This window comes from Ideonella sp. (assembly GCF_035254525.1).
Classification (GTDB): Bacteria; Pseudomonadota; Gammaproteobacteria; order Burkholderiales; family Burkholderiaceae_C; genus Ideonella.
Genome location: NZ_DATFAN010000119.1, coordinates 1 through 14,162 on the forward strand (window position 1 = coordinate 1; position 14,162 = coordinate 14,162).

A 14,162-nucleotide genomic window follows, 5' to 3' on the forward strand; every position below is an offset into this window, starting at 1 on the left:
TGCCTGGGAACGCGGGCGAACCATTCAGGGTAGAGCGCCAGGCCCTGGTCGGGGGAATGCAGCCACTCACCGAAGAGGGAGGCCGGCAGCTCGGGCGTCCCCCAACGCGCGCGCCAGCGTTCCAGGCCGGGGCGCGCCATGGGTTCGAGCTTCCAGCGATCAAGCATGTTCCAGAACATCGGGCGCCATGCTTGGGGCGTCCAGTGCGGCACACGCCACGGCCCAACAAACATGGGGTCCTCGGTGCTGCGAAGACCCATTGGCGCGGTATAGCCCGACACGAGCCGGATCCGATCCGGCCAGCGCTCGCGGGCGAAGCGGGCGCCGGCGGCCATGGGGGTGGCCAGCACGGTCAGGCGGGCATCGTTTTCGCTGCCGGAAGCCAACTCGCCAAGCGCCTCGCAGGTGGCCTCTATCGCTGGGACGGCCAAATGGCGCCACAGCACGCCGAAACCGTGCAACGAGTGCCACAACAGCGGATGTTCCAGCGTCTTGCGGTGCTCCACGCCACCCACCACGGCCCGGAAGTCGACCCCTTCAGCCCTCACCTGGGCTTCGTACGGTGCCTGGCTGAGTAGCGTGACATGGTGCCCCCGAGCGACAAGCGCCTTGGCGATCGCAAGAAATGGGTACAGATCGCCCGTACTGCCCAGGGCTACGACGGCGAACCTCATCGCCGTGGTCCGCCAAGACACTGGAAGTCGGTGAAGCTGGCGACCCCGGGTTGGGCCGCGAAGCGCTCGGACAAGCGCTGCGGGCCGGCACTGATTTCGAAGTAGTCGTAGTTGCCGGGCCGTTCGACTGCCATCAGGTACTGGAAGTGGCAACGGTATTTGTCGCGGCGCACGGCACGGTAGGTCTCGGGACTGAAGCAACGCGCGAATCGCGGGGACACCCGCTTGGGGCCGGCAAGGGTTCTCTCGGTGTCGGGCCGGCCGTCCTCACACACTTCGGTCGGGTCGACCAGCGCGAAGCAGCATCCGTCCGGTGGCGCGGTGACGTCGATCCAGGTGAGCTCGGCGGTGCCGCGCAGGCGGGCGAGCTCGCGCCGGAAGCCGACCGCCTCGGCTTGGTAACTCAGCAGAGGAATGCACTGGCCAAGTGTCAACAGTGCGACCGACGCCCGGTGCCTGAGCAGTGCCGCGTCGAGCTCGAGCGCTCGGGCGACGACGCTGGCCGCCAGCATCGCGCCGGAGCTGTGGCCGACCACCAGCACCTCATCCACGTCCGGCCTTGCTGCGCACTCGCATAGCTGGGCGGCGAAGCTGTCGAGCCGCGCCTGCAGTTCTGGCAGGCCGTCGCGAGCCTGCCGCAAGACCACGCTGGCACTGCGCATGAGCCAGGCCATCTGCACGCGCGCCTGGGCGCGCCGGGCCCAGGCTGCCAGGCCGGCGCAGCCGAGCACGAAGACGGCCCCGCCGACCCACGTGCCCGCGACGCCGGCGAGCAGGGTGCCGGCTGCGCCCAGCACGAAAACGCCGCCGACGCATGCCAGCAGCAGCGCGGCAGGCAGCGTCAACGCCAGGAACGCCGGCCAACTCGTCTGCAGGATGCGCCACAGCGACCCATTGACCAGCAGCCGCGCGGTCGTCGCAAGTGTCACACCGAGCAGGCGCCACTGGCCCCGCGGCCAGTGTGCACGCACGATGTCGTCCCAGCGCAAGAACTCGTAGCGCGTGTGGACGGATGCGCCGTCATCGGCCGCGCACCACTCGATGTCCCACGCGGCATTGGGGCCCGCCCGCTCGCGCGGCCCGACGGTGAGGCGATAGCGGCTCACCTGTGCCTGCAGCGCGGCCTGCTCGGCATACAGCGCGTGGTAGTGAGAAGGCCCCTGGGGATCGAAGCCGCTGAGATAGAGCACATGCCGGCGTCGTACCGGGCCACGTGCGGGGCGCCCGGCTGGCGGGGCGGCGTTCGGCAGCGGCGCCATCAGAAGATGGTCTGCTTGTGCAGCCCCTTGGCCAGCATCAGGTCGACGATCGGTTGCTCGCGCTTGTTCGCGCGGCGGCAATGGCCAGGCTGAAAGCGGTCGGTCAGCCAGATCACGCTGCGTGCCCAGCGGCTGCGCTCACGCGCGCGCCAGGCGTGCGACGAGACCGACTCCCAGGCGTAGCCGTTGAAGATCGTGGCATTGACGAAATGGTCGAGTGCGCGCACGCCCGCGCGGCCGCGCGCAGTCGGGCCGCCCAGACCGATCACCACCAGCAACAGGTAGCCGGCAATGGCCATGGGCACGATTGCCGTCATCACCAGGAAACCCGCCATCCGCTCCTTCATCGGCCCTCACCACCGTGACGCTGGAACACCCGCAGCCGGATGCCATTCTCGGCCCGAATGGTGAGGCGGCCGACGGGCTCGGGAACATGCCCGGGCACGGGCTCGAACCGGAAATCGCGCGCCAGGGTCGCGAGGATCAGCGCGGCCTCCTGTTGGGCGAACGCCGCGCCGATGCACACGCGCGGCCCCATGCCGAAGGGCAGATAGGCGCGGCGCAGCGACTCGCGCGCCGGCAGCGCATCGTCGGCCGGCCCGATCGCGCCGGTCGACTCGTCATAGCGGTCCGGGTCGAACTCGTCGGGCCGGGCCCACAGGGCGCGGTGCCGGTGAATCAGCCAAGGCGACACGACCACCGAGGCGTGCGCCGCCAGCCGCTTGTCGCGCATCGTGCAGGCGGCCGACGACTCGCGGGCGAGGAAGCCGACCGGTGGGAACAGCCGCAATGCCTCGCGGAAAACGTTGCGCGCGAGTGTCAGCTCCTTCAAGGCCCCGGGATCACCGCACTGCGGGTCGAACCGCTCGCGCGCTTCTTCGTGCAGGCGCTGCTGCACGTCTTGCGCGTTCGCCAGCAGGTGCAGGGCCCAGGACAGCGCGCTGGCCGAGGTCTCGTGGCCGGCCAGGAAGAGCATCGCGACCTGGTCGACCAGTTCGTCGAAGGAGAAGCCTTCGCCGCTGCGTTCGTCGCGCACGCGCAGCAGGGTGGCGAGGATGTCGCCTTCCTGCGCGGCCGCCCCGGCGCGCGCGGCATCGAAGCGCGGGCGGATCAGCGCCGCCAGCAGCGTGCGGATCTCGGCCGCCGCGTGGCGGCTGCGCCGGATCTGCCACCAGGGCCGAAGCCAACGCAAGCCGAAGAAGGCCGGCATCATCAGCCGCGGTGCCAGGGCCTGGTAGCGCGCGAACGCCTCGAAGATCTGGTGAGCCGCGGCGCTGTCCAGCGGCTGCGACAGGATCGTGCGCAGGATGATGTCGGCCGCGACGTGGGTCATCTCGATCTCGACGTCGTGCTCGGCACCGTCGGGCACGCGCTTCAGGCGCTCGGCCATCGCCTCGGCTGCCTCGCGCATGCGGCCGAACACGTGCCGGATGCGAGCCGCTTCGAACGACGGCTCCATCAACGCGCGTTGACGCCGCCAGACCTCGCCGTTGGTCGTGAAGATGCTGTCGCCAAGCAGCGGCCGCAGGGCATCGCCGAGCATCGCATGCTTCGGGAACGCCGCCGCCTCGTCGACCATCACGCGGCGCACCAGCGATGGCTCGTTGACCATGTACAGGTCGACGCCGGGCAGGTGCACCTCGCCCAGCTTCATGTGGTAGCTGCGCTCGTACAGCGCGTCGAGCCACGAGCGGCGCTTGCTGAGAAACATCTGCCAGGGCGATGGACGGCGCGCCTGGGGCTTCGGGTAGTGCGGACAGAAGCGGGGCTCGCTCATGGGTGGGCTTCCGGGGCGGGCGGATGGGCTTCGCGCAAGGTCTGCGGCCCGGCGGTCAGCGCGAGCAGATCGTAGCGGCCAGCCCGGTCGGCAGGCTTGAGGTACTGCATGTGCAAGGCCAGGCGGTTGCGGCGCAGCGCGCGGTAGCGCGCCGGGTCGAGAATCTTCGGAAAACGCGGCGACAGGCGGTGCAGCAGCGCGCGGCCAGGGCGAAGCCAGGGCGTGATGCGGCCGCAGGCCGCCCAGTCCGCCGGCGCGGTGTAGTCGACCCAGACGAGTTGCTCGTGCGCAGTCAAGGCGTCGAGCTCGTCGCGCAGGGGCTGCGCGGTACGGAAGAAGTACACCAGCGGCGTGCAGTGCCCCAGCGTCAGCAACGCGATCTGCGGGCCCTGTCGGCCCAGCGACGGGCTCTGCGCCAGTGCGCGGGCGACGGCGCTGGCGGCGAGCGTCGCACCCGTGCTGTGGCCCACGACAAGCAGCTCGCTCGCTTCTGGTGACTCTTGCGCCGCCTGCAGGATCAGCGCCGCCATCGCGTCGATGCGTGCATCGAGCCCCCCAATGCGGCCCTGTGCCTGCGCGTGGGAGAAGCCGTACAGGCGCGTCAGCCAGTCGGTGCCCAGCCGGTGCGACAGATGTGCCCAGCTCCATGCGCCGCCGGCGACCGCGGCCAGCCCTACGCCGGCCGGCGCCACCGCCGGCCACGCAGCCGGCAGCATGCCGATCGCCCCGCCTGCCAGCACGGCCCACAGCAGGGTCCAGGCGCAGAGCACGGCCAGCGGAAACGTGACGAACATCCAGTTCTCGCGCGAACCGCGCCAGACCCGGCCGAAGAAGCCCTGGAGGAAGCCGTCGACGTAGAAGAGCCAGTGGTCGCGCCAGACGGTGCGCACACTGCGGGCCCAGTGCGCTCGCACGATATCGTCCCAGCGCAGCAGGGTGTAGCGGGTGTGCAGCGCCGGTCGGCCGCCGTCGCGCGGCCAATGCACGTCCCATTCGTCGGCCCAGTCGGACAGGTGCCGGCGCGGGCCGACCTCGACCGGTGCGCCGCCCGCCCCCTGCGCGCCGGGCGGGCGGTGGCGGGCGAGGGCTCGGTAGAGGTGGTGGTAGTAGCGTGGGGTCTTCGGGTCGAAGCCCGCGATGAAGAACACGCGCCGATGCAAGTGCATGCGCTGATTGTGGCCGGGGCGATCAGCGGTTCGCGGTGGCGAGCCGCACGAGGGCACCGTCGGCCTGCAGGAGACCGTCATCAACCAGTCCCTCGACCAGCGTCCGGGCCCAGCGCTCCGGCGGCAGCGGGCTGCGGCCCGCACGGGCGGTCAGCGCGAAGATCGGTGTCGCGGCCAGCCAGCGCTCGAGTTCGGCGCGCTCGCGTTGCCGATGCTCCATCATGTGGAACATCACCAGCGCGCGGGCCGCGTGCTGGGCGTGGCGAGCCGGATCCTTCTCGAAGGCATCGAGCCGGCGCCGGCTCGCGGCGAGCGCGGCGGTGGCGTCGCCGAACACCGCACCATGGCCCGGGATCACGATCCGGGGGGCGAGCGACTCGATCAGGGCCAGCGTGCGCCGGGTCGGGCCGAAACCGTCCTGGCCGAACAGTTCCGGGAAGATGATCGCCAACCGGTCCTCCCACAGTGCGTCGCCGGAGATCAGCGTGCGGGTCTGCGGCTCGAACAGCAGCACCGCCTCGGGGTCGTGGCCTGGCGCGGCATGCACCTGCCACTCGGCCGCCCCGAGGTGAATCGTCGAGCCGGGGGCGATCGCGCCGTCGACGCGAAAGCGCTCGCAGCGCTGGCCCGTTGCGCGGTAGCTCAGACGCGCCTCGTCCCAGGCCCGCGCGGCGTCGAGCGAGGGCACGGGCACGAAGGTCTCTGCCGGGTGATGCGCCTGCAGCGCCCGGTTGCCGCCGCAGTGGTCGGAGTGCAAGTGGGTGTTGACGATGCGGGCCAGCGGCTGGCCGGCCAGCGCGCGCTCGACCAGCGCCAGCGTCATCTCGGCGTGGCGTGAATAGCCCGTGTCGACGACGGTGGCCGGCGCCTGCGGCCCCGCCGCGCCGAAGACGATCTGGTTGGCCGAGAGCCAGTCGCGTTGCAGGAACTGTGCGCCCAGGCCACGCAGGATGCCTGCGAACTCGCCGGTCATGCCCCGGGCGAGCGCAGCTCGCGCCGCAACACCTTGCCGACGTTGGACTTGGGCAGCTCTTCGCGGAACTCGATCACCTTGGGGCGCTTGTAGGCGGTGAAGTTGTCGCGGCACCAGGCGGCGACATCCTCTTCATTCAGGGTCAGGTCCTTCTTCACGACGAACAGCTTGACCGCCTCGCCCGAGCGTGCGTCGGGGATGCCGACCGCCGCGCATTCGAGCACACCGGGGTGCAGGTTGACGACCTGCTCGATCTCGGTCGGATAGACGTTGAAGCCGGACACCAGGATCATGTCCTTCTTGCGGTCGACGATGCGCACCTGCCCGCGCTCGTCCATGATGCCGATGTCGCCGCTGCGGAAGAAGCCGTCGGGGTACATGACCAGCGCGGTTTCGTCGGGCCGTTTCCAGTAGCCGGCCATCACCTGCGGCCCGCGGATGCAGATCTCGCCCGGGGTGCCGAAGGGCAGGTCGCGCCCCTCGTCGTCGCGGATCACGATGTCGGTCGACGGCACCGGCATGCCGATCGTGCCGCTGAACTCGCGCACGTCCAGCCGGTTGCTGGTGGCCACCGGCGAGGTCTCGGACAGGCCGTAGCCCTCGACCACCGGGCAGCCGGTGATCTTCAACCACCTCTCGGCAGTGGCCTGCTGCACCGCCATGCCACCGCCGTTGCTGACGACCAGCTCGGAGAAATCCAGCCGCGCGAACTCGGGCTCGTTGACCAGTGCGTTGAACAGCGTGTTGACGGCCGGGAACATGTTGACCCGGTGTTCGCCGAGCGTCTTGATGAGCCCCGGGATGTCGCGCGGGTTGGGGATCAGCAGGTTGGCCATGCCCATGCGGGCGCCGAACATGTAGCAGATCGTCAGCGCGAAGATGTGGTACAGCGGCAGCGCGCAGACGATGGTCAGTGGACGGTCGCCGAGCTTGCCGAGCATCGGGGCGAACCAAGCCTCGGACTGCAGGATGTTGGCCACGACATTGCGGTGCAGCAAGGTCGCTCCCTTGGACACCCCGGTGGTGCCGCCGGTGTATTGCAGGAAGGCCACGTCGTCCGGCCCGATCGCGACCGGCCTCAGGCTCATGCGCGTGCCATCGGCGATCGCCATGTTGAAGCGGGTCACGCTGCGGCCTTCGCCCATCGGCAGCTCGTACTCGGGCACCATCTTTTTCAGGTGGCGTACCGCGAAGTTGACGAACTGGCCTTTCCAGAAGCCGAGCAGGTCGCCCATGCTGGCGAGCACGACGTGGCGCACGTCGGTGCCCGCGATGGCTTCTTCCAGCGTGTGGGCGAAGTTCTCGAGCACGATGATGGCGCGCGCGCCGCTGTCCTTGAGCTGGTGCGTCAGCTCGCGGGCGGTGTAGAGCGGGTTGACGTTGACCACCACACAGCCCGCGCGCAGCACCGCGCCGATCGCGACCATGTACTGCGGCAGGTTCGGCATCATCAGCGCGACCCGGTCACCCTTGGCCAGGCCCTTGGCCTGCAGCCAGGCGGCGAGCGCGTGCGAGAGCTCGTCGATTTCGCGATAGCGCAGCCGGCTGCCCAGGCAGACGGCCGCATCGCGCGAGGCATGCAGGCGCCAGGCCTCATCGAGCAGCGCGACCAGCGACGGATAGCGCGCGACGTCCACACGCGCCGGAACGCCGGCCGGGTAGTGCGCCAACCAGGGGCGGGGCAGATCGGCCGACGGGGGGTGGGCAAGGCCGGGAGCGGTGTCGACGGCGCGGGCCATGGCGAATTCGGTCACGGGTGTTCCAGGTGCAGAAGTGGCGTTGCGCAAGAGAAGGGGCCGCCCGATGCTGCGGGCGCCGGGCCGCCTGCGGCTATGGTAGTTGTCCTAGCGTCGCGGGCTCGGCTGTCGCGCCGGTGACGGGCGGCGTGTCGAACAGGGCTTGCATCAGGGCGCGCTCACGGCGTTCGATCAGGCCCAGGAACTCGTTGGCACCGCCGGGGGCGCGGCTCATCTCGCCGAAGGTGTCGAAGCCGCGCTCGAGAAAGGCCTGCAACGACGCGAGGCCCGCCGCCCGGGCCGGGCCACGCATCAGGCGCAGGCTGTGGCGCAGCAGACGGTTGCGGGTGTAGTGCTCGAGCTGCCGGCCGAGCGCCAGCACGAGGTCGATCTGGCGCGCGCGGTCGGCCGGCCGGCCCGTGGCCTGCCAGGCGCGGCGGTACGCCAGCGCATCGATGCGCTCGCTCGGCAGCGCGCGCGCCATCTGGCCGTCCATCGATTCGGACAGCGCGTGCAGTTCCGCCAATGCGTCGACGGTGCTGATGACTTCCGCCGGGAACAACCGCACCAGAGCCGGCACGATGCGGGCGAACTGGGCGTCGCGCTCGGCGAAATCCTGCGGGCCGTAGAGGTCGTCGAGAAAGAAGCGGGCCGCGGACGCATAACGCGCGTCAGCCAGAAGATCGGCATGGCTGCGCGCGAAGCGCTCGCCCTGGTAGGCCTTCAGCGCGAGGACCCTGGCGGCCCAGGCGGGGTCGGCGCCACGCGAGCGCCGCTCGGCCTCGACCTGCTGCAGGTGGCCGAGGATGCTGGCGGCCGGATCCGGCTCGGCGGAGGAGCGATGGGCCATGATGGGTCGAGACTAGCGCATGCCGGCGCCGTTTCCGCGCTGCGGCTAGTGGCTCGGCTCTAGCACCGGCCTGAAGAGGGCGGCGATTTCGGTGCCACACTGGCCCGATGCTCCCGGCCACCGTGACCGCCTGACCATGCTCGCGCGACTGCAGCAGGCGCTGGTGCTCGGCTGGCTCGTGGCGCTGGTGGCGGCCGGCGTGTGGCCGTGGCGCGCAGGCCACCCGGGCTGGGCGGTCGCCGCTGTCGCGCTGGTGCTGGTCAGCCACGCCTTGTGGCTGGGTGTGACTTTCGCGCTGATGCGCTGGCGCAACCGCCGCGACCCGGCGCCGCCCGCGAGTCGGGCACAGTGGCTCGCGGCCTGGTGGGGCGAGGTGCGCGCCGCACCGCGCGTCTTCGGCTGGCGACAGCCGTTTCGTTCGTGGGCCGAGCCGGATTTCGTGCCGGCCGAGGCGCCCGGCCGCCGCGGCGTCGTGCTGGTCCATGGCTTCGTCTGCAACCGCGGGTTGTGGACGCCCTGGCTGACGCGGTTGCGCGTGGCCGGCGTTCCCTTTGTCGCGGTGAACCTCGAGCCGGTGTTCGGGTCGATCGACGACTACGTGCCGATCGTCGAGGCGGCGGTGCGGCGCCTCGAGCAGACGACCGGCGAGCGGCCGATTCTTGTCGGCCACAGCATGGGCGGGCTGGCGATCCGGGCCTGGCTGGCCCGGTACGACGCCGATGCGCGGGTGGCCGGCGTGATCACGATCGGCACGCCGCACCGGGGCACCTGGCTGGCGAGCCTGGCGCACCTTGGCATCAATGCGCAGCAGATGCGCCCGGGCAGCGATTGGCTGCGCGCCCTCGAAGCGGCCGAGCCGGCGGCGCGCCGTGCGCGCCTGCTGTGCCTGTACAGCCACACCGACAACATCGTGTTTCCGGCCTCGAATGCGCTGCTGCCCGGCGCGCGGCGGCAGCACGTGGCGGCGACGGCCCATATCGAGCTCGTGCACCGCCCCGAGGTGATGGCGCCGCTGTGGCAGGCGCTGGGCCGCTAGCTGTCGAGCTCGTGCAGCAGCGCCTCGGTGGGCGCGACGCCCATGTTGAGCAGCTGTGCGATGTCGCGCACGTCGTCAGGCAGGGCCGCGTTGTCCCAGCTGCGCGCCGTGTGACGCGCCAGCCGGATCGCCAGCATCACGTTGCGGACCTGGCTCGCGCTTTCCTGCCGGTCGTCGGTGATGCGCACCAGCAACTCGGGCAGGCGCCAGGCCAGCATCAGCGCATGCTGGATGTCGGCCAGCGGCACGCCCAGCAGCGCGCGCTGGGCCACGCTGCTACGCAAGGTCGGGTCGGCCTTCTGGCGGTAGGTGATGTCCAGCGCCAGGTGCGGCGCGTGCAGCCACAGCAACATCTCGGCGAAATCGTGCAGCAGCGTCGCCTCGTGGATCACGGGCGCGTCGTGGTCGAAGCGGTGCACGGCGAAGCCGAGCGCGAACTTGGCGGCGCGGTGGGCGCGCCGGATCACCTCGCGCAGGCCCTCCAGCGCCTCGGGCTGGCCCTGCAGGTGCGCTTCGATCGTCGGCTGCGGGCCGAAATCACGGAAGAACGGGGTGATGCCGATCAGCACCAAGGCCTGCTGCGCGGTTTCGACGTCGGTGGCGTGACGGTGACGCGGCAGCGCGGCCGTATAGGCCAGGAGCTTGAGCGTCATCAGCGGGTCGGCCGCGATGATCTCGGCCAGCATGCGCGCGTCGACGGCATCCTCGTTCGCCCGCAGGTCTTCGATCGCGGCAGCGGTGGGGGCCTGCACCGGGATCTCGGCCAACTGGAAGTAGCGCACCCAGCCAACCACATCCATCGGGGTGCGGCGAGGGGGGAACAGGGGCGTGTCGGGTGCGTTCATGGGCCGAAGGCCGGCGGCTCGGGGCCTGCCGGCCTTCGGTATATCGGCCATCCGGTGGCGGGCTTGAGCCGCCACCAGCGGCATCGGTCACAGCCGGCCGACGTCGAGGCGGCCGACGTATTCGCCGTTGACGAACAGCGCGCCTTCGGGCGCGCCGGCCTCGGCGCAGTACTCCACCTCGGGCAGCGGGCCGGGCTCGGCCGGGCGGGCCGCGGGGGCGGCGAGCTGGCGTGCGGCCCAGGCGAGCCAGGCGCCGGCACGGCGCAACTGGCGGGCGGCCAGGCGGCGGGCGGGGTGTTGCGCGGCGGCGGGGCGCCAGGGCACGGGGCCGCGGGCGGCCTGGGGAACGTAGAGCGGGCGGTACATGGTCGTGATCTCCGGGTCAGGCACCGCGCGGTCGAGGCAGGCGGTGCTGGTGGGGGCGGTTCAGGGGCCGTGTTGTTCGGCGCCGGCGTGGAACAACTCGCGTCGCAGGGCCTGGCGGCCTTGCTGGCGCTGGGCCTTTCGGCCGGCCTGGTGGCTGCCGGCGCGGCGTAGCCGCGACGGAACCACGATCGGATTGCGCGGCTTGGGCGAGGTGACGACGAGCTTCATGAAGAACTCCTGGGGCAACGGTTTTCGGGACGGCCAATGCAAACGGCCCGGGGGTGTGAACCAACCCGGGCCGTGGGGTGCTGCTGCCGCCGAAGGCGGTGAACCTTCAGCGTGAGCGGCGGCGGTGGGCGGGTGGGCGCTCGACCCCAGCCTGGGAAGCGGCCGGCAGGCCGACTCGGCGGGCGGGGATCGCCTTCGTGTACAGCAGCATCAACAGTCCTGGTGGGGTTGGGGACCGGTCGAACAGCAGGGTGACCGGGGCGGGGTGGCGCAATGATAAACGAGTGATTATCTTGCGCAAGTACTTTTTATCACTTGAGCATCCCCAAGGCAGGGGACGCCCGGCCCGGCCCGGCGATCTCAACGCTTTTTCTTCAGCGGGGCGACGCCGCTCTGGCTCTGCAGCCACAGGGTGCGCAGATCGTCGGCCGGGGCCGGCTTGGTCGCGCTTGGCTGGCCGGGGGGCAGGGCCGGCGCGCGTGCGGCCGCGGGCAGGGCCGGTGTGACGCCGGCCACGGGCGGCATCAGCACCTCGCCCAGCAGGTCGAGCAAGCGGGTGCGCGCGCGCTGCGGGTGGCGCCGGTAGTAGGTCAGTACCAGGCCGACGATGAAGCGCTCGTCGTCGTCCTGTGGCAGCGGCGCGTCGGCGTTCGCCTCGGGGGCGGCGGCGCCCAGGGCGGCCCGGCCGCCGCCTTGCGGCTGGTCCATCCAGCCATAGGGCTTGTGGCAACACTGCTCGAACTGGCGCGCCAGGCGCTCGCCGATCTGGCGCGAGCGACCCTTGATCTGGCTCCAATAGCTGGGTTGGATCTGCAGGCGTTCGGCGAATCGCCGTTCGAGGCCGCGCAGCGTGGCGGCGTCCGGGTGCTTGACGGTGGCGCGAACGAATTCGTCGAACAACAACAAGGCGTTGTCGAGCCGAACCGCCGCCACGTCGCGGGGAAACTCCATGGCCCCGATGATAAAGCCCCGTTGCCCACCCGGCGGGCTGGACTGGCCGGCCCGCCGTCCCCGGCCCCGCTATTCTTCGGTCGGCGTGACCTTGTGCTGGCTCATCAGCTGCTGCTGCACGGTGGGCGGGACGGCCTCGTAGTGCGACAGGCTCAGCGTGTAGCGCCCCTGGCCGCTGGTCAGTGCATTGAGCCGGCTCTGGTAGCTCATCAGCTCGGCCAGCGGCGCCTGCGCCCGCACCAGCATCTGGCCGGCCATCTGCGCGTCGGTGCCGGCCACCTGGGCGCGGCGTGACGACAGGTCGCCGGTGATGTCGCCGGTCGAGGACTCGGGCGCGGTGATCTCGACGTTGACGATCGGCTCCAGCACGATCGGCCGCGCTTCCAGGACCGCATTGACGACCGCCTTGCGGCCGGCGGTGACGAAGGCGATTTCCTTGCTGTCCACGCTGTGGCTCTTGCCGTCGTGCACGGTGACCTTGATGTCGACCACCGAGTAGCCGGCGATCACGCCGGCCGCCAGGGCCTCGCGCACGCCTTTCTCGACCGCCGGGATGAAGGTGTTCGGGATCGCGCCGCCCTTGACCTCGTCGGCGAACTGGAAGCCGCTGCCGCGCGGCAGCGGCTCGACGCGCAGGAACACCTCGCCGAACTGGCCGGCGCCGCCGGTCTGCTTCTTGTGGCGGTGATGCCCTTCGGCCTTGCCGGTGATCGTCTCGCGATAGGCCACGCGCGGCGGGCGGGTGTTGACCTCGAAGCGGTGCACGTCGCGCAGCCGGTCCAGCAGGATGCGCAGGTGCAGGTCGCCCAGGCCGTTGACGATGGTCTCGTTGGTGGCGGCGACGTGCTCGACCTTCAGACAGGGGTCTTCGTCGACCAGCTTCTGCAGGATCTCCCACATGCGCTGCTCGTCGCCGTGCCGCTTGGGCTCGATCGCCAGGCCGTGCACCGGCACCGGGAAGTTCAGCGGCGCGAGGTGGATGTGGTCGTCCTCGGCGGCGTCGTGCAGCACCGCGTCGAAGTGCAGTGCGTCGACCTTCGCGACGGCGCAGATGTCGCCCGGCACCGCGCGCTGGATCTCGACGTGGTCCTTGCCCTGCAGCATGAACAGGTGCCCCACCTTGAACGGCTTGCGGCCATCGCCGACGTACAGCAGGCTGTTCGGTGTCACCGTGCCCTGGTGCACGCGGAACACGCCCATCTTGCCGACGTAGGGATCGACCGTGACCTTGAAGACGTGGGCCAGCACGTGCAGGTCGGGGTCGGGCCTGGCGTGCATGGGCTGCGCATCGGCGCCTTCCCCGCGCAGGAAATCGGGCGGGTTGCCCTCCGTCGGGTTGGGCAGCAGCCGCACGATCACGTCGAGCAGTTCCTTCACGCCGGCGCCCGAGCGCGCGGAGACGAAGCACACCGGGATCAGGTGGCCCTGGCGCAGTGCTTCTTCGAGCGGGGCGTGCAGTTCGCTGGCATCGACATCGCCGTCGTTCAAGTAGCGCTCGACGAAGTCGGCGTCGACCTCGACCACCTGCTCGACCAGCGCCCGGTGCGCCGCCTCGACCGACGAGAAATCGGCCGCCCCTTCGCGGTTGTAGAAACAATCGACCACCGCGGTGCCCCCGGCCGCGGGCAGGTTCAGCGGCAGGCATTCCTTGCCGAAGGCGGCCTGGATCTGCGCCAGCAGGCCGGCCAGATCCACCCCCGGCGCGTCAATCTTGTTGACGATGATGAGGCGATCGAGGTGGCGCTCGGCAGCGTGCTGCATCATGCGCAGCGCCATCGGCTCGATGCCGGTCGCGGCGTTGATCACGACCGCCGCGGTCTCGACCGCCTCGAGCGCCGGCAGCGACTGGCCGACGAAATCGGGCGCGCCCGGCGTGTCGATGAAGTGGATGCGGGTGTCGGCGTGCACCAGGTGCATCACCGAGGAGTTCAGCGAGTGCTGCAGCCGGCGTTCGAGCGGATCGTGGTCGCTGACCGTGGTGCCGCGCTCGAGGGTGCCCGCGGTGCCGATCATGCCGGCCTTGACGAGCATCGCCTCGGCGAGCGATGTCTTTCCCGCGGCGGCCGGCCCGACCAGCGCAAGGGTTCGGATGCCGGCTATCACCGCGGCACCGGCGGCCGAGGCCCCGGCCGCCGGAAGATCTGGGCTTGACATGGTGGCTCTCCTCTTGAGTCGACGAAGGGCCGCTCCCGAGTCGACTCAACCCCCTCGGGGGGCCTGCGCGAAGCGGCAGGTCAGGAGGCCCACGGTTCACCTGTCGCCGCACGAAGGCACCGCAGGTGGGGCGGGCCGTTCAGTAAA

At 70.7% G+C, this 14,162-nt stretch carries 14 protein-coding genes; 1 reads left to right on the top strand and 13 read right to left on the bottom strand.

Annotated elements, in window-relative coordinates; translation table 11 throughout:
• The 8 genes from VJ693_RS11725 to VJ693_RS11760 form a co-directional block, all read right to left on the bottom strand.
• Window positions 1-674, bottom strand: a 674-nt coding sequence (locus VJ693_RS11725; protein WP_324154308.1) for a glycosyltransferase, incomplete at its 3' end; no start/stop codon positions are given.
• Window positions 671-1,933, bottom strand: a complete 1,263-nt coding sequence (locus tag VJ693_RS11730) for a hypothetical protein (protein WP_324154310.1) — start codon at window positions 1,931-1,933, stop codon at window positions 671-673. The genes VJ693_RS11730 and VJ693_RS11725, both read right to left, overlap by 4 nt.
• Window positions 1,933-2,268 (bottom strand): hypothetical protein, encoded by a 336-nt coding sequence (locus tag VJ693_RS11735; protein WP_324154312.1) that lies wholly within the window; start codon window positions 2,266-2,268, stop codon window positions 1,933-1,935. Before VJ693_RS11735 ends, VJ693_RS11730 begins: the two co-directional genes overlap by 1 nt.
• Before the next feature lie 8 nt (window positions 2,269-2,276).
• Window positions 2,277-3,710 (bottom strand): cytochrome P450, encoded by a 1,434-nt coding sequence (locus VJ693_RS11740; protein WP_324154313.1) that lies wholly within the window; start codon window positions 3,708-3,710, stop codon window positions 2,277-2,279.
• Entirely contained in the window at window positions 3,707-4,876 is a 1,170-nt protein-coding gene (locus VJ693_RS11745; RefSeq protein ID WP_324154315.1) for a hypothetical protein, read from the bottom strand. The genes VJ693_RS11740 and VJ693_RS11745 overlap by 4 nt, the downstream gene beginning before the upstream one ends.
• A gap of 22 nt (window positions 4,877-4,898) precedes the next feature.
• Window positions 4,899-5,849 (bottom strand): MBL fold metallo-hydrolase, encoded by a 951-nt coding sequence (locus tag VJ693_RS11750; RefSeq protein ID WP_324154317.1) that lies wholly within the window; start codon window positions 5,847-5,849, stop codon window positions 4,899-4,901.
• The gene (locus VJ693_RS11755; protein ID WP_324154408.1) at window positions 5,846-7,534 is read right to left on the bottom strand and encodes a long-chain-fatty-acid--CoA ligase; all 1,689 of its coding nucleotides are present in this window, start codon (window positions 7,532-7,534) and stop codon (window positions 5,846-5,848) included. The genes VJ693_RS11750 and VJ693_RS11755 overlap by 4 nt, the downstream gene beginning before the upstream one ends.
• A gap of 145 nt (window positions 7,535-7,679) precedes the next feature.
• Window positions 7,680-8,435: an FFLEELY motif protein gene (locus VJ693_RS11760; RefSeq protein WP_324154319.1), complete on the bottom strand. Its 756-nt coding sequence runs from the start codon at window positions 8,433-8,435 to the stop codon at window positions 7,680-7,682.
• A gap of 136 nt (window positions 8,436-8,571) precedes the next feature.
• Here VJ693_RS11760 and VJ693_RS11765 point away from each other — a divergent pair, with 136 nt between their 5' ends.
• Window positions 8,572-9,471, top strand: a complete 900-nt coding sequence (locus VJ693_RS11765; RefSeq protein WP_324154321.1) for an esterase/lipase family protein — start codon at window positions 8,572-8,574, stop codon at window positions 9,469-9,471.
• Here VJ693_RS11765 and VJ693_RS11770 read toward each other — a convergent pair.
• From VJ693_RS11770 to fusA, 5 genes are all read right to left on the bottom strand, one after another.
• Entirely contained in the window at window positions 9,468-10,316 is an 849-nt protein-coding gene (locus tag VJ693_RS11770; protein ID WP_324154323.1) for an HDOD domain-containing protein, read from the bottom strand. The genes VJ693_RS11765 and VJ693_RS11770 overlap by 4 nt on opposite strands.
• An 87-nt stretch (window positions 10,317-10,403) precedes the next feature.
• On the bottom strand, window positions 10,404-10,682 hold the full coding sequence (locus VJ693_RS11775; RefSeq protein WP_324154325.1) for a hypothetical protein: 279 nt from the start codon (window positions 10,680-10,682) through the stop codon (window positions 10,404-10,406).
• A gap of 60 nt (window positions 10,683-10,742) precedes the next feature.
• Entirely contained in the window at window positions 10,743-10,910 is a 168-nt protein-coding gene (locus VJ693_RS11780; protein WP_324154327.1) for a hypothetical protein, read from the bottom strand.
• Between the two features lie 360 nt (window positions 10,911-11,270).
• The gene (locus tag VJ693_RS11785) at window positions 11,271-11,861 is read right to left on the bottom strand and encodes a hypothetical protein (RefSeq protein ID WP_324154329.1); all 591 of its coding nucleotides are present in this window, start codon (window positions 11,859-11,861) and stop codon (window positions 11,271-11,273) included.
• Window positions 11,862-11,930: 69 nt separating this feature from the next.
• A complete protein-coding gene (gene fusA / locus VJ693_RS11790; RefSeq protein WP_324154330.1) occupies window positions 11,931-14,015 on the bottom strand; it encodes an elongation factor G in 2,085 nt (694 codons plus the stop codon).
• Between the last annotated feature and the right edge of the window lie 147 nt (window positions 14,016-14,162).

Bases quoted from the DNA above. Each gene is read 5' to 3' on its own strand.
- VJ693_RS11785 (WP_324154329.1), bottom strand. From the start codon at position 11,861: ATGGAGTTTCCCCGCGACGTGGCGGCGGTTCGGCTCGACAACGCCTTG.
- VJ693_RS11760 (WP_324154319.1), bottom strand. From the start codon at position 8,435: ATGGCCCATCGCTCCTCCGCCGAGCCGGATCCGGCCGCCAGCATCCTC.
- VJ693_RS11745 (WP_324154315.1), bottom strand. From the start codon at position 4,876: ATGCACTTGCATCGGCGCGTGTTCTTCATCGCGGGCTTCGACCCGAAG.
- VJ693_RS11750 (WP_324154317.1), bottom strand. From the start codon at position 5,849: ATGACCGGCGAGTTCGCAGGCATCCTGCGTGGCCTGGGCGCACAGTTC.
- VJ693_RS11735 (WP_324154312.1), bottom strand. From the start codon at position 2,268: ATGGCGGGTTTCCTGGTGATGACGGCAATCGTGCCCATGGCCATTGCC.
- fusA (WP_324154330.1), bottom strand. From the start codon at position 14,015: ATGTCAAGCCCAGATCTTCCGGCGGCCGGGGCCTCGGCCGCCGGTGCC.
- VJ693_RS11765 (WP_324154321.1), top strand. From the start codon at position 8,572: ATGCTCGCGCGACTGCAGCAGGCGCTGGTGCTCGGCTGGCTCGTGGCG.
- VJ693_RS11780 (WP_324154327.1), bottom strand. From the start codon at position 10,910: ATGAAGCTCGTCGTCACCTCGCCCAAGCCGCGCAATCCGATCGTGGTT.
- VJ693_RS11730 (WP_324154310.1), bottom strand. From the start codon at position 1,933: ATGGCGCCGCTGCCGAACGCCGCCCCGCCAGCCGGGCGCCCCGCACGT.
- VJ693_RS11770 (WP_324154323.1), bottom strand. From the start codon at position 10,316: ATGAACGCACCCGACACGCCCCTGTTCCCCCCTCGCCGCACCCCGATG.
- VJ693_RS11775 (WP_324154325.1), bottom strand. From the start codon at position 10,682: ATGTACCGCCCGCTCTACGTTCCCCAGGCCGCCCGCGGCCCCGTGCCC.
- VJ693_RS11740 (WP_324154313.1), bottom strand. From the start codon at position 3,710: ATGAGCGAGCCCCGCTTCTGTCCGCACTACCCGAAGCCCCAGGCGCGC.